We start from the raw sequence: 23,060 nt of genomic DNA, 5'->3' as shown, positions 1-23,060 counted from the left end.
AACATGAGCAAAAAATCAAATAAAGAAGTTGACGTTGTTCTGATCGGCGCCGGTATTATGAGTGCTACTTTGGGTACTCTAATCAATGAATTAAGCCCAGACGTTAATATTGAAATTCTTGAGCGTTTGGATGTTGTGGCTGCTGAAAGTTCTGACGCATGGAATAATGCTGGCACGGGTCACTCTGCTTTATGCGAGTTAAATTATACCCCCGAACAGAAAGATGGTTCTGTCAAGATTGATAAAGCAGTGAAAATTGCCGAGCAATTTGAAGTCTCTAAGCAATTTTGGTCCTACCTCGTTGATAAAGGCATTATTGCCCAACCTGAAAATTTTATCCGTAGTATTCCACACATGAGTGCGGTTTTTGGTGAAAAAGACGCTAAATTTCTAAAGACAAGATGGGAAACACTAACGACCCAAAACTTGTTCAAAGGGATGGAATATACCGAAGATACAGCATTGTTGAAATCGTGGATTCCATTGATGATGGAAGGACGTGCGGCAGACGAAAAAATCGCTGCGACAAAAATGGATCTGGGTACTGATGTAAATTTTGGGTCGTTGACACGTGATTTGATCGCTAATCTTGAAAATAAAGAAAATATTTCGATTTCCTTAAACCACGAAGTAATTGACATCGAACGTGAAGATGACGGTCGCTGGGAAGTGGAAGTCAAAGATTTAAAGACAGGAACAAAGCGAGAAATCAAGGCAAAATTTGTATTTATTGGAGCCGGTGGGCACTCGTTGTTATTGTTGGAAAAATCTGGAATACCCGAAGCGAAAGGCTATGGCGGATTCCCGGTGGGAGGCCAATGGCTGCGTTGTGTGAATGAAGAGATCATTAATACACACCATGCGAAGGTGTATGGTAAAGCTTCTGTCGGTGCGCCTCCAATGTCTGTACCGCACTTAGATACACGTTATATTGATGGCAAGCAAGCGTTATTGTTTGGACCATATGCAGGTTTCTCAACTAAATTCTTAAAACAGGGGTCTTACTTCGATTTACCGGCTTCTATCAAATTGTCCAATATCCGTCCGATGTTATCAGCCGGACTTGACAACTTACCGTTGACGAAGTATCTTATTACTGAAGTCATGAAGTCACCAAAAGATAAACTGGAGTCTTTAAAACAATTTATGCCTACAGCTAAATTGGAGGATTGGGTTATCGAGAAAGCAGGACAACGTGTTCAGGTCATCAAGAAAGATGAAAAGAAAGGTGGAATTTTAGAATTTGGTACAGAGGTCGTTTCGAGTGCCGATGGTTCTATTGCTGCGCTATTAGGAGCGTCTCCTGGAGCTTCGACGTCAGTGGCTATTATGATCAGCCTGTTGAAGAGATGTTTCCCTGAACGTGCCAAATCAGATGAATACCGTAAAAAACTACGTGAAATGATCCCTTCACACGGGAAATCATTGAACGATGATGCGCAACTTTGTAAAGAAACGCGTACGCGTACGCACAAAGCGTTGAAATTGATTGATATAGAATAATCAATTCGACAGAAAATATACTTATGGGGTGCTTGGAATGACCATGGTCATTCTCGGCTGAGATTATACCCAATAAAAGCGATTGTACCTCCTTGTACAATCGCTTTTATATACCTGATCCAGGTAATGCTGGCGTAGGGATTTAATTTCAATAAAAAATAGCCGTTTCTCTCCCATAGGTTTATTATGAATGACACGATATAATAAACAAGGCGATGACTTCTGAAACAATTTTCGAAGCTTTTGTAAAACAGATTCAACAGGCCACCATTGCGGAATGGTTGGGGGTATCTTTTGGTGTTTTACAAGTTTGGTTTTCCCGGCAAAATAAATCGATCAATTACATTTTTGGGATTATTGGTATCTTAATTTCTGTATACGTATTATTCCATGCGAAACTATATGCCGAAATATTGCTACATCTCTATTACTTGATCATGAGCATCTATGGCTGGATCTATTGGAAATATAGTCGTGATGTAGCTACGCCCATAACACACTGTGAGCCGAAAGAATGGTGGATAGTAGGTGGCATATGTGCTGTCGGTTTTCTGTTGTTTTATTTCGGATTGGTACACTTAACAGATTCTGATGTACCGCTTTGGGATTCTGCAGTTTCCTGTACAGCTTGGGCAGGGATGTGGTTATTGGCAAAGCGGAAGATAGAAAACTGGATATTGTTGAATATCAGTAATCTGATGGCAATTCCTTTACTGATCCATAAAGGGCTGTTTCTTTATTCGGGCTTGACGTTATTTTTATTTGTTATGGCATTTAGTGGGTATTTTAATTGGAGGAGAATAATACGTGAAGAAAGATATGCAATTCAATAGCGAAGATATCGCTATACTGAAAGATAATCAGGCAAAAGGAATTCAGCAGAAAACGTTGTCAGATGGACAACTGGATCTGATTTACCGTCGGAAGTGGTTTAAGATTTGGGTTCCCCGTGCATTAGGTGGATTGGGGTTAAGTGTACCTGAAGGACTCAGTTTATTGGCTGATCTGGCTTATTGGGATGGGGGATTAGCCTGGACAGTAACCTTATGTTCAGGAGCAAATCTGTTTGTCGGTTTTATTGATCCCCTTATAGGAAATCAAATTTTCGAAACGGATCGGGTTTGTTTCGGAGGTAGTGGACAGGCATCTGGTACTGCTACGCGTGAAGGGGACCACTATCGACTCCGTGGTTTCTGGAGATATGCTACCGGAGCGCCACATTTAACGCACTTCACATTAAATGCCGCAATTCAGGAGGCGGGAAAACCCGTTTTGGACGAAAAAGGTGAACCGCTGATAAAATCATTTTTTGTCGATCGGGATCATGTACTGATTCACTATGACTGGGATACATTTGGATTGGAAGCTACAGCTTCGCATTCTTTTTCGCTGGAAGACGTTCTCGTTGATAGCAGGCAGTCTTTTGAGATTGATGCGGCAAAAAGTACACGTCGCGAGCTGTTGTATCAATATCCCTTTATGCCTTTTGCGGAATTGACTTTACTGGCCAACTTTACGGGAATGTATAAGCGCTTTTTGGATTTAATCGAAAAACTATTTGTGTTAAAAAGCAATCAATCCAAATGGGAGAAGACTGAAAGTAAAGAAGCGTTTAGGGTACTCGATGAATTTCAGCAAGATTATGTTAATCGGAGGGAAGCAATCATGAATTTGGCCGCTCTTTCTTGGGAAAATCTTCACGATGGAAATGATAATGCAGCGATTTATGAACAGATAGGGATACAAAGTAGAGATTTTGTGGAATCTATCTTAACAAATACGATAAGACTCTATCCACACACCGGAATTTCGGGGGCCGCCATTGACCATGAAATCAATATCATCTTCCGGAATATTTTTACGGCTTCGCAACACAAGTTATTGCAAAAGAGCTTCTAAACAACAAAGACTATCCTAGGATAGTCTTTGTTGTTAAATAGGATGTGTTCCCGGCGGGGGTCGAACCCACATCGTCAGAACCGGAATCTGAAATTCTATCCATTGAACTACGGGAACGTCTGGCAAAGATATACTATTTTCTAGATCTTACAAACAATCTTTGTGATAAAATTATATCTTTTAGCAATCAATTTTTAAGGCATCTTATCGTCAGTATTTTAGCGTTTAGCTTTTGTCAATTCTCTATTTTTTTACGTCAATGCTATAATAGTTTCCATATATGCTTAGCATCGGGCGGGCAATGTGGAATGAGAGGAGGCTAGCACGATTGCCCCTGAATAAAGCAGTATAGTTCATTTGGATGGCCGAGCTGGCAAAAGGTGATCGGACATTCATCACGACCGTGGATGATATTGCGTAATAACGGAATGAAGGTAGTCCCTATCGATGTGTGTGTATATTTCGGTCGTGGTAATGCTTTCATGACCGAGCATATCTTGTACAGCTCTTAGATCTGCCCCGCCTTCCACTAAATGTGATGCAAAACTATGCCTAAAGGTATGTGGGCTGATGGTTTTTTGTAAACCGATTTTTAAGGCAAGTTCTTTGATGATCAAGAAGATCATGACCCGGGATAATGCGGCGCCTCTTCTGTTGAGGAATACAATATCTTCATTTCCGGCCTTAATCTTGATATGAGGTCTGATCGTTTCTAAGTAGATACGGAGGTGTTTAATGGCGTGTTGACCAATTGGAATGAGGCGTTCTTTGCTTCCCTTGCCCTCAACTTTGATAAATTCAACATCTAAAAAAAGGTTCGATATCTTGAGTGTGACAAGTTCGGAAACACGGAGACCGCATCCGTATAAGATTTCGATGATCGTTTTATTGCGCTCACCCTCGGGTGAAGAAAGATCGATTGCCGCGATCAATTGATCGATCTCATGTATGCTCAAAACGCTGGGCAGCTTGCGTGCCAAGCGTGGCGCCTGAAGAAGATCTGTCGGATTGTGGACGAATTCATGCTCGATCATCAAAAAGCTAAAGAAAGTCTTCAGGCCAGAGATCAGCCTGGATTGTGTGAAGGGTGAAATATTAAACTCCTGCAACCAAGCCAAAAACTCCTGTATATTTTTTCTCGTTACAGTATTTAAAACCAAATGATTGTCTTCGCAGTAGATCTGAAATTTGGATACGTCATTTAAGTAAGCATCAATTGAATTAACGCTTAAGCCTCTTTCGAACTTTAAGAATTGTTCGAATTCTTTTTTTATATCAGTCCAGTTTTCAAAATCCATTTGCAACAAAATTACAATTAACTGTTGTTCTTTTCGAAAGTTATTCTGTATTTTTAAGTGGAATTTTTACAGATTATAAGTGATACAAAGAGACGTTCCCTTATAGCGGGTCCCGATTCCTCCTTGGATAATGAAAAAAGTATTAATCTGTATTTTACGATTTATCGGGACAATTGATCTCCTGTTCCGTTTACCCTAATATAAAACAATTAGCAAAAATAACTGAAAAAAGACATTTTTTTGTATGAAATTCATTAAACCACTCGCATTAGCTTTTCTATTACCGGCTACGTTCTATATAGCAGAAGCAAAAATGCCAACCACATTAACTGCGGAAGCGCGCGCGATTCTATCCCAAGATAGTTTGGCGCTGAATCAAAAATTACCCTTCGACAATGAAGTCATCACAGGGAAACTGAAAAATGGATTTACATACTTTATTCGTAAAAATAGCGAGCCTAAAGGCCGTGTTACCATGTATTTGGGTATGAAGGCCGGCTCTATTCTAGAAAATGAAAAACAGCTTGGTTTGGCCCATTTTTTAGAACATATGAACTTCAATGGCCTGAAGCACTTTCCAAAGAATGAATTGGTTAACTACCTGCAGAAAGCGGGGGTTCGATTTGGATCGGACCTCAATGCCTATACCAGCTTTGACCAGACCGTTTATCAGCTGCCCATTCCTTCTGACGATCCTGAACTTTTAAAAAATGGTTTGCAGGTAATGCGCGATTGGGCTCAGGACGCTTTGTTGGATGGCGAAGAAATTGATAAAGAACGGGGTGTTATTCTCGAAGAAAAACGAGGTGGAAGAGGAGTACAGCAGCGTTTACAGGATCAATACTTTCCGATGTTGCTCAATGGTTCCCTTTACTCCAAGCGTTTGCCGATCGGAACTGAACAGATACTGAAAACATTTCCCTACACAGAAATACGCAAATTCCATGAAGACTGGTATCGCCCGGATTTACAGGCCCTGATCATCGTTGGAGATATTGATCCCAAGGAGATGGAAGAAAGGGTGAAAGTATTGTTTTCCGATATGAAAATGCCCAAAAAAGCGTTGGAGCGTAAAAAATATCGGGTCGATCTGTTAAACAAGAACCAGTTCTTGGCTATTTCAGATCCGGAACTGCCCTACACTGTTGCACAGATTTTGATCAAAAGCGAAAAAGAAAAGGTTTCCACGGTAGGAGATTACAGAAACGAGCTGTTGAAGAATGTGTTCAATCAGATGATCGCGGGGCGTTTTTCTGAATTGATGCAACAACCGAACCCTCCTTTTATGCAGGCAGGTGGAAGTATCAGCGATTTTGTTGCTAACCTTAATACTTTTTCATTGTTGGTGGTGCCTAAACCAGGCGAGTTGGAATCCGGATTTAAAGCGATGTTAACCGAATTTGAGCGCATTCAAAAATACGGTTTTACACAGACGGAGTTGGATCGTGCCATCGCCGATATGAAAAAGGGTAACGAGATGTCATTTATCGAGCGTGATAAAAAGAAGTCGGATAGCTATGTAAACCGTTATCTCAATTATTTTATTGATGATGAACCTGCTTTAAGTAATGAAAACGCTTATCGTTTGACAAAACAGCTGTTACCAACCTTGAAACTGTCGGAAGTGAATGGTTTGGTGAAAAAATATTATACCGATCTGAACCGCGATGTTTTAGTTATGGGGCCAGAAAAGGATAAGGCCAATTTACCCGCTGAGTCTACCGTGACGGGCTGGGTAAAGGCAGTGGAAGAGAGTCCCGTGACAGCATATGAAGATAAAGTTTCCAATCTTCCCTTGCTTTCAAAAGAGCCCGTAAAAGGCACTGTTGTATCGTCAAAAAGTATTGACGCCGTTCAAGCGAAAGAATTGATCTTAAGCAATGGTGTGAAAGTAATCTTAAAGCCTACGGACTTTAAAAATGATGAGATACAGATTATGGCGTATAGTCCGGGTGGAACATCAGGCTATAGTGATGCAGACTACTTCTCAGCCTCCAATGCGTCTTCTTTAATTGATGCAAGCGGCGTTGGACAAATGAACAACGTTGAGCTTACGAAGTATCTTTCAGGAAAAGATGTCTCCATCTCTCCGTATATCTCCGAACGTTACGAAGGTATTTCAGGTAGTACAGATAAAGAAGGCTTGAAGAATGCTTTTGAATTGATTTATGGTTATTTTACCGAGCCTCGATTGGATCAGGATATTTTCCAGAGTACCATGACCCGGGCAAAAGGATCTTTGGAAAATAGGTTGAGCAATCCAAATAATGTATTCTCGGATAAAGTGAAAGAAGTGCTTTATGGCAACAATGTCCGCCGGCAAAACCCAACGGTAGAAACGATCAATAAAATTGATCGGGAACGTGCTTTGGCAATTTACAAAGAACGATTTGCTGATGCTTCGGATTTTGTGTTTACAATTGTGGGGTCATTTGACGAGAATCAGATCAAGCCTTATTTAGAAACCTACCTGGCTTCATTGCCGGCCCTTAAAAGAGGAGAAAGCTACAAGGATTTAAATATTCTGGAGCCGAGCAAGGGCGAGCGCGTAGTTGTTCATAAAGGCAAAGAGGAGAAGGCAAGTACGCAATTGGCCTACTATGGGGACTATACCTATAATGAAACTGAAAATGTGAATATGGAAGCCTTGGAGAGTGTGTTGACGATCAAATTGTTGGAAAGACTCCGTGAAAAAGAAGGTGGAGTTTACGGCGTGGGCGCTCGGGCGAGTTTCAGTAAGCTGCCAAAAGCACGTTATGCTTTTTCCATTGGTTTTGGTTCGGCAGTAGATAAGGCTGATGCTTTAATCACTTCGGCCTTGGATGAAGTAAAAAAGATTCAGGAAAAAGGCCCCGAAAATGGAGATATCGAAAAGTTCCTAGCAGAACAACAGCGACAAAATGAGTTAAATCTTCGTGAAAATGGTTATTGGCTGAATTATATATCAAGTTCTTATCAGAATGATCTTGATCTTGCACGATATACACGTAGAATAGACAATTTGAAGAAGGTAACTTCGAAGTCGGTGCAGGATGTTGCCGGAAAATATTTGAAAAGAGATCGACTTTTTGAATTTATTTTGATGCCGGATTCTAAATAACAGGAGTCCTGGAAAACAGAAGGGTTGCCTGCGTAGTAGGCAACCCTTTTTTATTGGCTAAAAAATTAGGAACAAAAAATCCCAACCATTTCTGATTGGGATTGCCAAAATGTCTAATAAGTATCTCTTGTTAACCCAAATAGGATTTTAAGATTTTGCTTCTTGAAGTGTGTCTCAAACGTTGAAGAGCTTTATCTTTGATCTGACGAACGCGCTCACGTGTTAAATTGAATTTTTCTCCGATTTCCTCTAACGACAATTGGTGATTGGAACCTAAGCCAAAGAAAAGCACGATAATTTCACGTTCTCTTTCTGTTAATGTTGCCAATGATCGTTTGATTTCTTCTGACAGAGATTCATCAATCAAAGAACTGTCTGTGTCTGGATCATGGTTCTCCAAAACGTCCAAAAGTGTGTTTTCTTCACCTTGAACAAAGGGAGCATCCATAGATACGTGACGGCCAGAGTTGCTTAGCGTATCCGAAACCTTGTCTACTGTGGTTTCAAGGATATCCGCCAATTCTTCTGGAGATGGTTCCCGTTCGTATTCTTGTTCTAGTTTTGAGAAAGCCTTACTGATTTTGCTCAATGAACCAACTTGATTCAATGGCAGACGTACGATACGCGATTGTTCAGCAATTGCTTGAAGAATAGATTGGCGAATCCACCAAACGGCATAAGAAATGAATTTAAACCCCTTTGTTTCGTCAAAACGTTTAGCCGCTTTAATTAAGCCCAGGTTACCTTCATTGATTAAATCACCTAAGGTTAAACCTTGATTTTGATATTGTTTTGCTACTGATACTACGAAACGAAGGTTGGTTTTAGTCAATTTTTCCAAGGCAACTTGATCGCCTTCGCGGATACGCTGTGCTAATTCTACTTCTTCTTCTGCTGTAATTAAGTCTACTTTACCAATTTCGTGTAAGTATTTGTCCAAAGACTGTGACTCACGATTGGTGATAGATTGTGTAATTTTGAGCTGTCTCATTAATTTTTATTAATTCTCCTCTCTAAGAAATGTTTGCGAAAATACGAAAAATTTTTGAATTATTAATGGAAAATTGATTATCTAGCCACTCATATTTAATGAGTTAGGCTTTTTTGAGTTTCAATTTTTAATCATCAAAAACTATTCCATTTTAATATTTTTTTTTCCTCTTATCTGTTGCTGTAATATTCAACTGTTTGATATTTAAAGAGCTAAAAGGTTTAATTTTTTTTATTGTTCTAAACAATTTAACTCGTCGGCAGCTGATTTATTATGCACCATGCATTCCTCAAATTTATTTTAAAATGATAATTTTATGATAAAACAAAAAGATGGATCTTTTGTTTTATTAGTGACATTAAATAAATTTAAAAGAATAAAAATTATATTATGCCAATCTTAATTCACTTGGATAAAATAATGAAAGAGAAAAAGATGTCGCTTAACCAATTGAGTGACAACGTCGGAATTACCCTTTCCAATCTTTCAATCATCAAGAATCAAAAGGCGAAGGCATTGCGATTAGATACTCTTGAAGCGATATGCAAAGCGCTAGACTGCCAGCCTGGTGATCTGCTGCAATATTATGATGGTGGTGATGAAAAAGGTTAAAATCGATAGCCTTTTAAAAAATCGACTACATTCATTCTTTTTTTGCCTTCGAGTTGAAGGTCAGAAATGACAATATAGCCGTCTTGTGTCGCAATTTTTAAGAAACTTTTCTTGTCAGTTTCTACGGTGCCCGGTATTGTAGCTGTATGGGCAAGCTCTTTTTCTGTGCGATAGATTTTTAGTACCTTATCATTTAAGAGGGTAAATGCCGCTGGATAAGGGCTTAAACCGCGAATGAAGTTATAAACCTGCGCAGTGGGCTGATCCCAGTTTATTTTACAGTCTTCTTTGAAGATTTTTGGTGCGTGTTTGAGTGGCTCCGTGGTGAGAAGGACGTCTTGAGGTTTAGGCTGCAAAGTGCCGGCCTTCAATTGCTGGATGGTTTGAAGGAGCGTTTCTGCCCCAGCCACCATAAGGTTGTCGTGGAGATCGCCGGCATTGTCTGTTTCTTTGATGGTAACTTTTTTCGACAATAAGATGTTTCCCGTATCGATTTCGTGCTGTAGTAAAAATGTCGTTACGCCCGATTCTTTCTCGCCATTGATGATGGCATGATTTATCGGTGCTGCACCCCGATATTGTGGAAGGAGTGAGGCGTGAACGTTGATTGTTCCAAATTTAGGCATATTCCAGACGATCTCAGGTAGCATACGAAATGCGACCACAACCTGTAGGTCCGCCTGAAAACTTTTGAGGTCATTCAGAAATGCTTCATCGCGAAGTTTCACGGGTTGAAGAACTGGGATGTTATGTTGTCTAGCAAATATTTTCACCGCAGATTCATGTATTTTTTGTCCACGTCCTGCAGGTTTATCCGGTACAGTAACCACAGCGACAACTTGTTCGCCAGACTGAATCAGTGCTTCAAGTGAAGCTACAGCAAAATCGGGAGTACCCATGAAAATAATACGCATAATACTTGAAAATTTTTATAAAACTCTTTAAACCAGTGCAGGAGCCTCCTCGTTGAATAGCCTACTGAAAAACACCTAATAATTTGTCATTTCAGTTTTGTAAATAACAAATTTTTATAACTTTGCGAAGTTACATAAATATATTGAAAGCTTGAATTTTCCTTATTTTTTAGCAAATCGGATCGCATTTTCTGGAAAAAGAACGTTCTCAAAATTGATCGTTCGGGTGACTATTGGTGCCATTGCTCTTGCTATTGCAGCGATTATTATATCTATTGCGGTATTGCGCGGATTTAAGGGAGAGATTATCAGTAAGCAACGGAGTTTTTTTGCCGATGTATTGGTTTTACGTTACGACCTGAATAAGTCTTACGAAAATTCGCCCATAACACTTGCACCGGAGGTCCGCAAGTCCATATTGGCAATTCCTCAAGTCAATTCCATCAGTTCCTTTGCAACCAAGGCCGGAATCATCAATGTCAACAATGAAGTGGAAGGCGTGGTTCTCAAGGGTATCGATTCATTGTATAATCAGCAGCCGTTTCAAGGTATGCTGGTGGAAGGGAATATGATAGACTTTAAATCGGATAATGCCGATAATCAGATTTTAGTCTCTAAGTATCTCGCAGATCGATTGCTCTTAAAAGTCGGTGACGATTTTATTATGTATTTCGTGCAGGATCCTATACGCAAACGTAAATTTGTCATTAAGGGCATTTTTAATACAGGCTCTGAAGAATTAGATAAGGTCTATGTGATCGGGTCTCTCAATGTCATCCGCAAACTGAGCAACCTCGATGATCATGAGGTAGGGGGCTATGAGATTCGGATCAAAGATTTTAGTCAGCTCGAACGGACAACAAACAAGGTTGAAGATCTGTTGCCTATCGATATGCAGGCAATTAATATCAAGGATCAGGTTCCCGATATTTTTCAGTGGCTGGAACTGCTGGATATGAACACCAAAATCATTTTTATATTGATGACGGTCGTGGCTATTATCAATATGATTTCCGCCTTGCTGATCACCATTCTTGAGCGTACTTCAATGATCGGTATTTTAAAGGCGTTGGGGTATCACAATGCCGGAATTCGCCGCGTCTTCATGTACAGTGCCTTGTACCTGATCGGCCTCGGATTGTTAATCGGTAATCTTATTGGCCTCGGTTTTTACTTTTTTCAGGATTTTACCCATTTCTTTAAATTGGATGAGAAGACCTACTATATCTCCTATGTGGCCGTTCAACTTCAATGGTCTGATGTGATTCTTGTCAATTTGGCTGTTGTGTTTATCGGAATGATCTCTTTATTTATTCCGTCAATGCTAATTACCAAAATTAGTCCGATTAAAGCCATTTCTTTTAAGTAACGCTCTTTTTAGGCTTCGCTTTCTTTAAAAAATCGTATTTTTAGTGCTGTTAACTATTTTTCGAGCTGTATAGAAAAATAAGTATTTATATTTTACGGCTAGTATACAAGCACATATGAATAAAACTTTTGAGCATATTTCCCACGCCTTCGAAGCACCTTTACAAAATCCTGTACTTATATTTTCACTGGTACTTTTTATTATCCTGTTATCACCGATTGTACTGCGACCGATTAAGGTTCCGGGGATTATAGGATTAATTATATCCGGCGTTATTATTGGACCGCATGGACTAAATTGGCTGGAAAAAAACTCGGCCATAACGCTTTTTTCAACAATAGGCCTGCTCTATATCATGTTTATTGCCGGGCTCGAGTTGGACATGAATGAATTTAAAAAGACAAAAAATAAGAGCTTGCTCTTTGGCTTCTTGACATTCATCGTGCCGATCAGTATTGGCTATCCCGTTTGTCACTTTTTATTGGGTTACGGTGTTTTGCCGAGTTTGTTGATATCAAGCATGTTTGCTACCCATACGCTGGTTTCTTATCCCATCGTCAATAGCTATGGTATTTCAAAAATGGAGGCTGTTGCGATTACGATCGGTGGAACAATCCTGACCGATACGGCCGTGCTGATTATTCTTGCTGTAATTACTGGCGTTTCTCAGGGAAATATAGGTAATGAATTTTGGATTACCCTGACGATTTCCTTTGCTATCTTTCTGTTTATCATGTTTGGTGTTATTCCGAGGATCGCGAAATGGTTTTTTGAGCGCTTGGGGAGTGAGAAGACGTCCAATTATATCTTCGTTCTCTCGGTTGTGTTTTTTGCGGCCTTTCTAGCGGAAATTGCCGGCCTTGAGCCGATTATTGGGGCTTTCGTGGCCGGTCTGGCCCTCAATAAACTGATTCCACATTCTTCGGCTTTGATGAACCGGATCGAGTTTATCGGTAATGCGATTTTTATTCCTTTCTTCTTGATATCTGTGGGCATGATTGTCGATGTCAGCGTGATCTTGAAAGGGCCGCAGGCCCTTATTATTGCCGGAACACTGACCGTTGTGGCTATCGTCGGAAAATATGTGGCCGCCTGGCTGACACAGATTGTTTTTAAATACAGCCGTGGTCAACGTAACCTAATATTTGGTTTAAGTAGTGCACATGCTGCGGCAACACTGGCCGTTATTATGGTTGGACATAAGAACGGCATTATCGATGAGAATGTGCTTAATGGTACGATTCTGCTGATTTTGGTGACCTGCATTGTCGCCACGGTGGTGACGGGAAATGCCTCACGTAAAGTGGTTATGGATGGCGAACAGGACGAAGAACATACTGATGTGGTAAAGGAAAAAGATGAAAACATCTTGATTTCTATCGCTAATATGGATAATATGGAGCCGATTTTGGATTTTTCAACCTATATTAAAAGCAAGAAATGTTCCTATCCTGTCAATATTGTGTCCGTTGTGAAAGATAATGAACAGGCACAATTAAACATGTCTAAAGCACGGAAGAACCTGGACAATATGGTCAGGTATGCTTCGGGTAGTGAAACAAATGTGAATATAAGTGCTACAATAGATTTAAACATTGCCAGCGGGGTTGCGCGGTCGGCAAAAGAGGTTTCTGCCAATTGTATTGTTTTGGGCTGGCCAAGTGCGGCCAATTTTATGGATAAGTTTGTCGGGGAGAAAACGGAAAGTATTTTAAATAGAACCTCGGCTAATGTGATGTTATGTCATTTTAAAAAACCTTTTATTTCGAATAAGTCGATTGTCGTTTTTGCACCACCGATGTGCGAGGCGGAATTTGGTTTCGAATACTGGCTGGAGAAGGTGGTCAAGTTTGCCCAGGAATTATCCCTGTCCATCACTTTTGTGGTTGATACACGTTCTGCCGCTGCCATTGAAGAACATCTCGTCGAATTGAAAAATTCTGTTCCTGTCACATTCAAACATTACGACAACTGGGACAATTTACAGGGCCTTAAAGCGTTTAAGGAGGAGGATGCGATGTTTATTTTTGTGTCGGCTAGAAATGGAGAAGTTTCCTATCGGGATTCGCTGGATGGAGTAGCAAAGAAATTAGATCGTATTTATGCAAACGAAAATCTTGTTTTAGTGTTTCCTAGTAGAGTGGAAAATGCGCACATCGACGAATATGAAGATGTTGAAGCTGCACCAATCTTTAGAAAAATTAGCAAAGAAATCGGAAATATGTTTAATAAGGGATAGTTATTGTCCGTTAAAATTGAAGGTTATGTCAAATAAGATTACAATGTCAAGTGAAGGAACTTTACAGGTTCCAGATTTTCCAACAATTCCTTTTATTATCGGCGACGGCATTGGTCCTGACCTCTGGCATGCGGCAGTGCGTGTTTTTGATCAGGCGGTGGAGAAAGCGTACGGCGGACAACGGAAAATAACATGGAAGGAGGTGTTGGCAGGTGAGAAAGCTTTCAACGAAACAGGCGAATGGCTACCAAAAGATACGCTGAATGTATTAAAAGAGTACCTGGTTGGAATCAAAGGGCCGCTCACCACGCCAGTAGGCGGGGGAATCCGTTCGTTGAATGTTGCGTTGCGTAAGGATTTGGATCTCTATGTATGTCAACGCCCGACAAAATGGTTTGAGGGTGTACCTTCGCCAGTCAAACATCCCGAGTATGTGGATATGGTGATTTTTCGCGAAAATACCGAAGATATTTATGCTGGAATAGAGTTTCAGGCAGGAACAGCTGAAGCCAACAGATTCCAGGATTTCTTGCATGATGAGCTTGATATTGATTACAATTTCTCGGCCACGACAGGCGTCGGTGTCAAACTGGTTTCTGAAGAGGGATCCAAAAGATTAGTCCGTGCAGCAATAGAACATGCTATTGATCACAACTTGCCTTCCGTGACGATTGTTCACAAAGGAAATATCATGAAATTTACGGAGGGGGCTTTTAAGATTTGGGGTTATGAGGTTGCTGAAACGGAATTTGCCGACAAAACCTATACGTGGGGACAGTGGGAGCGAACGAAAGAAGAAAAGGGTGTGGAGGTTGCCAATCAAGAACAAAAAGTGGCCTTAGATTCCGGTAAAATTTTGATTAAAGACATGATTGCCGACAACTTTTTACAGCAGATCCTGCTGAATCCACGGGATTTTTCTGTTGTGGCAACGTTGAATCTGAACGGTGATTATATTTCTGATGCGCTGGCAGCAATGGTTGGCGGTATAGGGATCGCACCGGGTGCTAATATCAATTTTAAAACCGGGCACGCTGTCTTTGAAGCCACCCATGGTACTGCACCTCGCTTTGCAAATACCAATACCATGAATCCTTCATCGGTTATTTTAAGCGGTGTTATGCTATTCGAATACCTCGGCTGGACCGAAGCGGCGGCGGCAATTGTTAAGGCCTTAGGAGAAACGATATTGGCTAAGACTGTGACGGTGGATTTTTACAATTTGATGGATGATGCGACCTTGGTCAAAACAAGCGAATTTGCAGATCGAATTATTGAAAAAATATAAGAATTTTATTTTCTGAGATATTAAGCAGAAATTTGAATAAAATTTCTGCTTTTTTATGGATTACAATCAGCTGCCACTTTTTATAAAGGAATCGACCGTTTTTACGGAGAACGAAAAAATGAAGTTGGCTCAGGTCGACCGTTTACCCACGCCACAGGAGGTAGATGATATAACGAGTCTCCCTGAAATTTACGAATTGCTAAATGCCTTTATTGGTGATCAATCTTCTCGTAATACCCATCTTCAGCTCAAGGCTAAGGAGTATTTGCAAGATAATCAGGTAGATATGGCATGGAAAGTGTTGCTTATTTGATGTTTTTTGCATTGAATTAGCTGTTTGTTGTGCGATCTTTTTATTGAAATCATTTAGAATTTTATAAATTTTCAATAAAAAAACAGATTAGTTGAAAAATATATAATTTTATTTTACCTTTGGTTTTTAAACAACGGATTGCTTAGCTAGGGTTAAAAAATAGCAATCAAACAAACTATAACATCAATGAAACATAATTTTGGAGCAGGTCCATGTATTCTGCCAAAGGAAGTATTTCAACAAGCCTCAGAAGCTGTAATTGATTTTAACAACACCGGTTTATCAATTTTAGAGATCTCTCACCGTTCCAAAGAGTTTGAAGCAGTGATAGATGAAGCCACACAATTAGTACGCGAGTTATTGGCAGTACCTCAGGGATATTCGATTCTTTTCCTTCAAGGAGGGGCAAGTTTGCAATTTGCAATGGCGCCGTTGAATCTTTTACCTGAAGGCGGTAAGGCTGCTTATTTGGATACGGGTGTATGGGCTACAAAAGCATTAAAAGAAGCTAAAAAATTCGGTACAGTAGATGTTGTAGCTTCGTCGATTGATAAAAATTATTCCTATATCCCTAAGGGATATGCCATCCCAACAGATGCGGCATATTTTCATTATACAGCCAACAATACCATTTACGGTACGGAGGTTTTTGATAAACCCGAAACCGCTTTGCCAGTGGTTGTTGACATGTCTTCTGATATTTTTTCACGTGAGATCAACGTTGCTGACTATGATTTGATTTATGCTGGTGCTCAAAAAAATATGGGACCTGCAGGTGTTACACTCGTGATTGTTAAAGATGATATCTTAGGTAAATCAGGACGTATTCTTCCATCGATGTTGGATTATCAATTGCATATCAACGGTGGTTCAATGTACAATACACCACCGGTATATTCGATTTTTGTTTCGATGTTAAACCTTCGTTGGTTAAAAGCAAAAGGCGGTGTTTCGGTATTGGAACAAGAGAATATCATCAAAGCACGTGCTTTATACGATGAAATCGATCGCAACCCATTATTCAAAGGTACTGCTGCTGTAGAAGACCGTTCACGCATGAATGTTACTTTTGTGATGGATACACCAGAGTTGGAAGCTGAATTTTTGGCTTTGGCGAAAGAACGTAATTTGATTGGCATCAAAGGTCACCGTTCTGTCGGTGGATTTAGAGCTTCAATCTACAATGCTTTACCATTGAGCAGCGTAAATGCGTTGATTGATGCCATGAAAGAATTTGAGGACACGCATACAGCCTAAGGCTGCATGCATGTTGCTGAAATTTAACAGTTGACGAATAAATAATTAGTTAGATTACGAATTATAAAGGTCGTATCGTATTCACGGGATTGGATCTTCCAATGAGTTGAATGGTACTGCTACCTTTAAAAACGAATTATAAAGATGAAAATATTAGCGAATGACGGTATCGATCCACTAGGAAAAAAAATGCTGGAAGATGCCGGTCATAGTGTAGATACAACGCATATTCCACAAGAAGAGCTTCCAAAAAAGCTTCTTGCTTATGACGCAATCACGGTACGTAGCGCAACTAAAGTGCGTCAGGCCCTGATTGATGGCTGCCCTAATTTGAAAGTTATCGGCCGTGGTGGAGTAGGCATGGATAATATTGACGTAGAATATGCCCGTTCAAAAGGCATCGCTGTTGTCAATACCCCGGCGGCATCTTCGCTATCCGTTGCTGAGCTGGTGTTTGCTCACCTATTGAATGGTGTCCGCTTCTTATACGATGCCAACAGAAAAATGCCAGTTGAGGGCAACACAAAATTTGGCGCCCTTAAAAAAGCTTATGGTGCCGGTACGGAGCTTCGTGGTAAGACGATCGGTATCGTTGGATTTGGCCGTATCGGTCGTGAAGTTGCCAAAATCGCCATTGGTCTAGGGATGGATGTGGTTTATACGGATTTGTTCGAAGGACCAAAAGCGTTGACCATAACACTTTCAGGTGGTATCCAGGTTGACGTGCCTATTCAACAAGTGGAGATGGACGAGCTATTGAAAGTTTCAGATTTTATCTCTTTACACGTTCCATTTTTGGATAAACCAGCGATTGGAGCTGCGGAGTTCCCATTATTGAAAGATGGTGTAGGCTTAGTCAATGCTTCTAGAGGTGGCGTTATTGATGAGTTGGAATTGGTGAAAGCATTGGATTCGGGCAAGGTAGCATTTGCTGGTTTAGATGTATTCGACAACGAACCTACTCCACGTGAGGAGATTTTGAAACATCCGAAAATTTCATTGACGCCACATATTGGAGCGGCAACTAATGAAGCTCAAGAAAGAATCGGCGAAGAATTGGCCGGTCTACTGATCGAAAACTTGAAGAAGTAATTCTTCCGCATAACATATCAGATATGCGGCACAAAACTTTCATGATTTTGTGCCGCATTTTTTTAATATAAATTCATGAATTGCCTATATTGGCACACAGAAATTTAATAATTGTAACTTCAGTATGAAAGTTTTAAAATTTGGTGGTACTTCCGTGGGGAGTGCAGCACGTATCAAAGGGTTGTTGGATATTGTAAACCCTGCTGAACGTCAGATCGTCGTGTTGTCCGCAGTTGCTGGAACGACAAATGCTTTGGTTGAAATCGGTCAAGCTTACACAGCAGGTAAGAAGGACGAAGCTAAAGAGTTGGTCAAGAAGCATAAGGATAAGTACGAAGACCTTATTAAAGAACTTTTCAGTACTGAACAGGGATATAAAAATGGTAAAGAATTGATCGATTACCATTTTAACCTGATTTCTACCTTGGCCAACGAATTGTTTACACCCATCGAGGAGAAAGTTATTTTAGCACAAGGCGAATTGATGTCTACCGCTTTATGGCATTTTTACCTGAATGAAATTGGCGTAAAATCCGTGCTTTTGCCAGCCCTGGACTTTATGAAAATTGATGAAGACAATGAGCCTATGGTTGATTACATTGGCGAAAAGCTAAGCCATATTTTGGCCCAGAGTCCAGAAAATACCCTATTTATCACGCAAGGTTTTATTTGCCGTAATTCTTTTGGTGAAATTGATAATTTGCGCCGTGGAGGTTCAGATTATACGGCTTCCTTGATCGGGGCAGCAATCCGTGCCGAGGAAGTTCAGATCTGGACTGACATCGACGGGATGCACAACAATGATCCCCGTGTTGTCAAAGGAACCACACCGATTGCACATCTAAGCTTTGATGAAGCAGCGGAGCTGGCTTATTTTGGTGCTAAAATCTTACATCCACAATCGGTGTTCCCAGCGCAAAAATATAACGTTCCAGTTCGGTTGTTGAATACGATGGAACCCAATGCAAAAGGGACATTGATCAGTAAAGACGGTGCGCAGAAAGGTTGTATTCGTGCTATAGCAGCGAAAGACGGTATCACAGCAATTCATATCCATTCGTCGAGAATGCTACTTGCCTACGGTTTCCTGCGCCGTGTCTTTGAAATATTCGAGCGTTATAAAACACCAATCGATATGATCACAACTTCGGAAGTGGCGGTGTCTTTGACGATTGATGATACCACAAATTTGGCGGATATTATCAAAGAAGTGGAAGATTTTGGTTCAGTAACAGTGGATGGTGATCAGACCATTGTATGCGTTGTAGGGGATTTTGGTTTGAATAGCCATGGCTATGCCGCTCGCGTACTTGATGCTGTAAAACACCTTCCAGTTCGTATGATTTCGTATGGTGGTTCAGACTTTAACGTGTCAATTCTATTGAATTCAGATCATAAAACTGAAGCATTACGTTCATTGCACAATCGTTTATTTTAAGAATTAGGTTTTTATATGATAAATACAGGTATCGCGGCGAAGTTTGCAGAGAAAGAAACGCCGTTTTATTATTATGATCTGCATGTGTTAAACAAGACCCTGGAGGCTGCGCATGCTGCTTCGCACAAACGGGGATTTCATGTTCATTATGCATTAAAGGCCAATTTTAATGACGAGTTATTGAAGGCGATTCAAGCGGTCGGCTTTGGTGCGGATTGTGTGAGCGGCAATGAGGTGAAGAAAGCCATTGAATGTGGCTTTGATTCCAAAAAAGTTACTTTTGCAGGAGTTGGTAAATCCGATAAGGAAATCAATTACGCGCTCGATCAAAATATCTTCGCGTTTAATGTTGAATCCATTCAGGAGCTTGAGGTCATCAATGAGCTTGCCTCAAAGAAAGGTGTAAAAGCGAATGTAGCTTTACGGATCAATCCAAACGTGGATGCACATACCCATCATTATATTACAACAGGGCTTGATGAAAACAAATTTGGTGTGCCCAATGCCGATTTGGAAAAATGTGCAGCCGTGCTTAAAAAATGTGAGTCTATTGAATTGGTAGGTCTTCATTTTCACGTCGGTTCACAGATTACGGATATGACCGTATTCAAAAGCCTGTGTGTGAAAGTCAATGAATGGAAAAACTGGTTTGAAGAACGCGGTACACAAATCCGTGTATTGAATGTCGGTGGCGGATTGGGGATAGATTATAAAAATCCGGATGGGAATACAATTCCCGATTTTGAAGCCTATTTTGATATTTTCGACCGCTTCCTGGAGCGTACAGCACAGCAAGAAGTGCACTTTGAATTGGGACGGGCTTTGGTTGCGCAATGCGGAAGCTTGGTAAGCCGTGTCTTGTATGTCAAAAATGGTGTCAAGAAGAATTTCTTGGTATTGGATGCCGGAATGACTGAATTAATGCGCCCGGCCTTGTATCAGGCCTATCATAAAATTGAGAATATCAGTGCGGTGGACACTGTAGAATCCATTAACTATGATGTGGTTGGACCGATCTGTGAATCTTCAGATTGTTTTGGTAAGGAAGTGCCACTTCCGGTCTCAAAACGTGGCGACTTAATTGCCATTCGTTCTGCAGGCGCCTATGGCGAAGTGATGGCTTCGCGTTATAACCTCCGTGAGGAAATACGGTTTGTGTATAGCAATCAGCTTTAATAGCTGTCGTAAAATAATTATTCTTAAGCCAGTCCATTTCTCGGACTGGCTTTTTTTGTTTTTAAATGCTGGCGTCCTGTCTGCTTGGTGAGCAATTTTGTTTATCATTTTGTTGATCGTCTTTCGTATACTTGTTTATGCTTGTGCTAATTGAATTTCCGGTTACGATAGATTTGTTTGGAAAAACATTTCTCTTACATCCTTTTATGGAAGGGTTGGGGATGTTTATAGGGATGCGTTATTACCAACTGCTCAAGTGGAAGGATGAGGAAAGTTTAGGGCATACCAATTCACTTCTTATTGTTATTGCTGCCGGCTTAGGCGCTTTAATCGGCTCGCATATTATCGGGTCCCTCGAGCGTCCGGCTGAGTTGCTCAATGCGACACATAAATGGACCTACATCTGGGTGAATAATACGATAATCGGTGGTTTGGCAGGAGGTTTGGTTGCTGTAGAAGGGATGAAAAAGATCATGGGTAAAAAAGAAAGTACCGGGGATCGGATGGTCTTTCCTTTAATTACCGCAATTGTCATTGGCAGGATAGGATGTTTTTACACGGGTGTATTCGAGCAGACCTACGGTTTTCCCACTACCTCTCCATTGGGGATGTACTTGGGCGATGCCTACAAACGGCATCCAGTTGCGCTGTATGAAATCGCATTTTTGCTGCTTTTATTTGTAACGCTCCAACTTTTTAAACGACGATACAATTATCGAAATGGTGTGTTGTTTCAGCTTTTTATGCTTAGTTATTTTAGTTTTCGTTTCCTTTTGGACTTTATTAAGCCACGGGCAATTATACTTTTGGGGCTAAGTACCATACAAATTACCTGCATCGTGGTGATAATTTATTATATTTATTTATTAAAAAATGAACGTTTAATCAAAAAATAGGAATCATGTATTTGCTTGAAGGATCATTTGGATCGGAAAGTACCGCGATGTTGGGACTTTTTCTTCTTACTATAGGTGCTATTGTGATTGGCATTGCACTTTTGGTTATTATTATCGGCTCGATTATTAAAGCAGGTAATAAGGAGTCGAAGTTTAATGTCAATCCCTGGCTTAAATTATTGTTGGGCGGAATTGGAGCAATGCTGGCAGGGGGGCTTGCCTGCGGACTTACCTTTATGAACTAGAAATCAGAACGATGCCAGTAAGAAACTATACGTACTACGATTATACCATTAGCCTATGTCCAACATGCCTTTCGCGTGTGGGTGCCAAGATTATTATCGAGGATGAACAGGTATTTATGACCAAAAACTGTCCCAATCATGGTTTTTTCAAAACGCTGATTGCGACGGATGTTGACTATTATAAGAACATTCGGAATTATAATAAAGCCTCCGAAACACCGTTGAAATTTGACAATGAAGTACATTATGGCTGCCCATACGATTGCGGTTTATGTGTAGATCACGAGCAGCATAGCTGCCTGTCCATTGTTGAGGTGACCGACCGTTGTAATTTGACCTGCCCAACTTGTTACGCCATGTCGTCGCCCCACTACGGACGACATCGCTCGCTGGAAGAGATTGAACAGATGTTTGACAAAATCGTCGAAAGTGAGGGTGAACCGGATGTTGTTCAGATCAGCGGTGGAGAGCCAACCATACACCCTGATTTTTTTAAGATTTTAGACATTGCGAAGACAAAACCTATTAAGCATCTCATGCTCAATACGAATGGTATCCGAATTGCCAATGATCCTGGTTTTGCTGAGCAACTCGCCACCTATGCGCCTGAATTTGAAATCTATCTCCAGTTTGATTCTTTTCGCCCATCCGTGCTCGAAAAGTTTCGGGGCAAAGATCTCACGGATGTCCGAAAAAAGGCCATTGACAAATTAAATGCGCTCAATCTGAGTACAACATTGGTTGTGGTCTTAGAAAAGGGAACCAATGATGATGAAATTGGTAAAATCTTGGAGTACGCTTTACAACAGCGATGTGTACGCGGGGTAACTTTTCAACCGGTGGAAATTGCCGGGCGAAATGCGACCGATGCACAGCAGCATAAAATGACACTGACCGAGGTGCGTCAGGAAATTCTGAATCAATATTCCCTATTGGATCCACATGATATTATTCCTGTTCCTTGTAATCCTGATGCGTTGGCGATGGGTTATATCCTGAAGATAGGCGATGAGCGGATACCCTTGACCCGGCATATTGATCCGGCTATTTTATTAAATAACCAATCGCGCAATACCATTGTCTATGAACAGGACAAAGGTGTTCAGATGCAATTGCTGGATATATTTAGTACCGGAATTTCGGTGGATAAGGTAAAGCCAAAAGTAAACCAGTTACTTTGCTGTTTGCCAGAAGTGTGCGCACCTGATCTTGATTACGACAATCTTTTCCGCATTATCATTATGAATTTTATGGATGCCTACGATTTTGATGTTCGTGCTGTTAAGAAATCTTGTGTCCACATCGTCAATAAAGACTTGAAGTTGATTCCTTTTGAGACGATGAATTTATTTTATCGTGATGATAAAATAAAACGGCTGGAAGAACTAAAACTCTCCGATGCTATTCGATTTTAACAGGAGATAAGTTAT

Annotated in this window: 19 protein-coding genes and 1 tRNA gene; 16 read left to right on the top strand and 4 right to left on the bottom strand. The window is 40.6% G+C overall.

Annotated elements, in window-relative coordinates:
* The first annotated feature begins 3 nt into the window (after positions 1 to 3).
* From B2O97_RS23425 to B2O97_RS23415, 3 genes are all read left to right on the top strand, one after another.
* A complete protein-coding gene (locus tag B2O97_RS23425; protein WP_070569666.1) occupies positions 4 to 1,503 on the top strand; it encodes a malate:quinone oxidoreductase in 1,500 nt (499 codons plus the stop codon).
* Positions 1,504 to 1,718: 215 nt separating this feature from the next.
* Complete coding sequence (pnuC, locus tag B2O97_RS23420; protein WP_070569668.1) at positions 1,719 to 2,336, top strand: nicotinamide riboside transporter PnuC; 618 nt, start codon at positions 1,719 to 1,721, stop codon at positions 2,334 to 2,336.
* Positions 2,323 to 3,402 carry a hypothetical protein gene (locus B2O97_RS23415; protein WP_070569670.1) on the top strand — a complete coding sequence of 360 codons (1,080 nt, stop codon included), beginning with the start codon at positions 2,323 to 2,325 and terminating at the stop codon, positions 3,400 to 3,402. The genes pnuC and B2O97_RS23415 overlap by 14 nt, the downstream gene beginning before the upstream one ends.
* Positions 3,403 to 3,447: 45 nt before the next feature.
* On the opposite strand, the gene B2O97_RS23410 is transcribed toward B2O97_RS23415, so the two are convergent.
* Positions 3,448 to 3,519 (bottom strand) — tRNA-Arg (locus tag B2O97_RS23410).
* A 278-nt stretch (positions 3,520 to 3,797) separates the two neighbouring features.
* Positions 3,798 to 4,700, bottom strand: coding sequence for a site-specific tyrosine recombinase XerD (gene xerD, locus B2O97_RS23405; RefSeq protein WP_070569672.1), 903 nt, complete (start codon positions 4,698 to 4,700; stop codon positions 3,798 to 3,800).
* Between the two features lie 244 nt (positions 4,701 to 4,944).
* Here xerD and B2O97_RS23400 point away from each other — a divergent pair, with 244 nt between their 5' ends.
* Positions 4,945 to 7,800: a M16 family metallopeptidase gene (locus tag B2O97_RS23400; RefSeq protein ID WP_070569674.1), complete on the top strand. Its 2,856-nt coding sequence runs from the start codon at positions 4,945 to 4,947 to the stop codon at positions 7,798 to 7,800.
* Positions 7,801 to 7,930: 130 nt separating this feature from the next.
* On the opposite strand, the gene B2O97_RS23395 is transcribed toward B2O97_RS23400, so the two are convergent.
* Positions 7,931 to 8,791 carry a sigma-70 family RNA polymerase sigma factor gene (locus tag B2O97_RS23395; RefSeq protein ID WP_028068906.1) on the bottom strand — a complete coding sequence of 287 codons (861 nt, stop codon included), beginning with the start codon at positions 8,789 to 8,791 and terminating at the stop codon, positions 7,931 to 7,933.
* Between the two features lie 390 nt (positions 8,792 to 9,181).
* Between B2O97_RS23395 and B2O97_RS23390 the strand changes: the two genes are divergently transcribed.
* The gene (locus B2O97_RS23390; protein ID WP_046675813.1) at positions 9,182 to 9,403 is read left to right on the top strand and encodes a helix-turn-helix domain-containing protein; all 222 of its coding nucleotides are present in this window, start codon (positions 9,182 to 9,184) and stop codon (positions 9,401 to 9,403) included.
* On the opposite strand, the gene fmt is transcribed toward B2O97_RS23390, so the two are convergent.
* Positions 9,400 to 10,317 carry a methionyl-tRNA formyltransferase gene (fmt, locus tag B2O97_RS23385; RefSeq protein WP_070569676.1) on the bottom strand — a complete coding sequence of 306 codons (918 nt, stop codon included), beginning with the start codon at positions 10,315 to 10,317 and terminating at the stop codon, positions 9,400 to 9,402. The two genes, B2O97_RS23390 and fmt, sit on opposite strands and share 4 nt — an antisense overlap.
* 151 nt (positions 10,318 to 10,468) lie before the next feature.
* Here fmt and B2O97_RS23380 point away from each other — a divergent pair, with 151 nt between their 5' ends.
* The 11 genes from B2O97_RS23380 to B2O97_RS23330 all read left to right on the top strand — a co-directional run bounded on the left by B2O97_RS23380 (position 10,469) and on the right by B2O97_RS23330 (position 23,045).
* On the top strand, positions 10,469 to 11,686 hold the full coding sequence (locus tag B2O97_RS23380; protein WP_070569678.1) for an ABC transporter permease: 1,218 nt from the start codon (positions 10,469 to 10,471) through the stop codon (positions 11,684 to 11,686).
* Between the two features lie 115 nt (positions 11,687 to 11,801).
* Positions 11,802 to 13,925: a cation:proton antiporter gene (locus tag B2O97_RS23375; protein WP_070569680.1), complete on the top strand. Its 2,124-nt coding sequence runs from the start codon at positions 11,802 to 11,804 to the stop codon at positions 13,923 to 13,925.
* Between the two features lie 25 nt (positions 13,926 to 13,950).
* Entirely contained in the window at positions 13,951 to 15,213 is a 1,263-nt protein-coding gene (icd, locus tag B2O97_RS23370; protein ID WP_070569683.1) for an NADP-dependent isocitrate dehydrogenase, read from the top strand.
* Positions 15,214 to 15,268: 55 nt separating this feature from the next.
* Complete coding sequence (locus B2O97_RS23365; RefSeq protein ID WP_070569685.1) at positions 15,269 to 15,526, top strand: hypothetical protein; 258 nt, start codon at positions 15,269 to 15,271, stop codon at positions 15,524 to 15,526.
* A gap of 186 nt (positions 15,527 to 15,712) precedes the next feature.
* Positions 15,713 to 16,783, top strand: a complete 1,071-nt coding sequence (serC, locus tag B2O97_RS23360) for a 3-phosphoserine/phosphohydroxythreonine transaminase (RefSeq protein ID WP_070569687.1) — start codon at positions 15,713 to 15,715, stop codon at positions 16,781 to 16,783.
* A gap of 144 nt (positions 16,784 to 16,927) precedes the next feature.
* A complete protein-coding gene (locus tag B2O97_RS23355) occupies positions 16,928 to 17,875 on the top strand; it encodes a D-2-hydroxyacid dehydrogenase (protein ID WP_286768268.1) in 948 nt (315 codons plus the stop codon).
* A gap of 124 nt (positions 17,876 to 17,999) precedes the next feature.
* Positions 18,000 to 19,313, top strand: coding sequence for an aspartate kinase (locus B2O97_RS23350; protein ID WP_046675821.1), 1,314 nt, complete (start codon positions 18,000 to 18,002; stop codon positions 19,311 to 19,313).
* 15 nt (positions 19,314 to 19,328) lie between these two features.
* On the top strand, positions 19,329 to 20,489 hold the full coding sequence (lysA, locus tag B2O97_RS23345) for a diaminopimelate decarboxylase (RefSeq protein WP_070569692.1): 1,161 nt from the start codon (positions 19,329 to 19,331) through the stop codon (positions 20,487 to 20,489).
* A gap of 137 nt (positions 20,490 to 20,626) precedes the next feature.
* The gene (locus B2O97_RS23340; protein WP_070569694.1) at positions 20,627 to 21,385 is read left to right on the top strand and encodes a prolipoprotein diacylglyceryl transferase; all 759 of its coding nucleotides are present in this window, start codon (positions 20,627 to 20,629) and stop codon (positions 21,383 to 21,385) included.
* 5 nt (positions 21,386 to 21,390) lie between these two features.
* Positions 21,391 to 21,630 carry a hypothetical protein gene (locus B2O97_RS23335; RefSeq protein WP_070569697.1) on the top strand — a complete coding sequence of 80 codons (240 nt, stop codon included), beginning with the start codon at positions 21,391 to 21,393 and terminating at the stop codon, positions 21,628 to 21,630.
* An 11-nt stretch (positions 21,631 to 21,641) separates the two neighbouring features.
* Positions 21,642 to 23,045: a radical SAM protein gene (locus B2O97_RS23330; RefSeq protein ID WP_070569699.1), complete on the top strand. Its 1,404-nt coding sequence runs from the start codon at positions 21,642 to 21,644 to the stop codon at positions 23,043 to 23,045.
* Positions 23,046 to 23,060: the final 15 nt, after the last annotated feature.

This window comes from Sphingobacterium sp. UBA865 (assembly GCF_002295765.1).
In the GTDB taxonomy this organism is placed as follows: Bacteria; Bacteroidota; Bacteroidia; order Sphingobacteriales; family Sphingobacteriaceae; genus Sphingobacterium; species Sphingobacterium multivorum.
The sequence above is the reverse complement of the archived record's forward strand: the minus strand, read 5'-3'. Positions and strand labels throughout refer to the sequence as shown.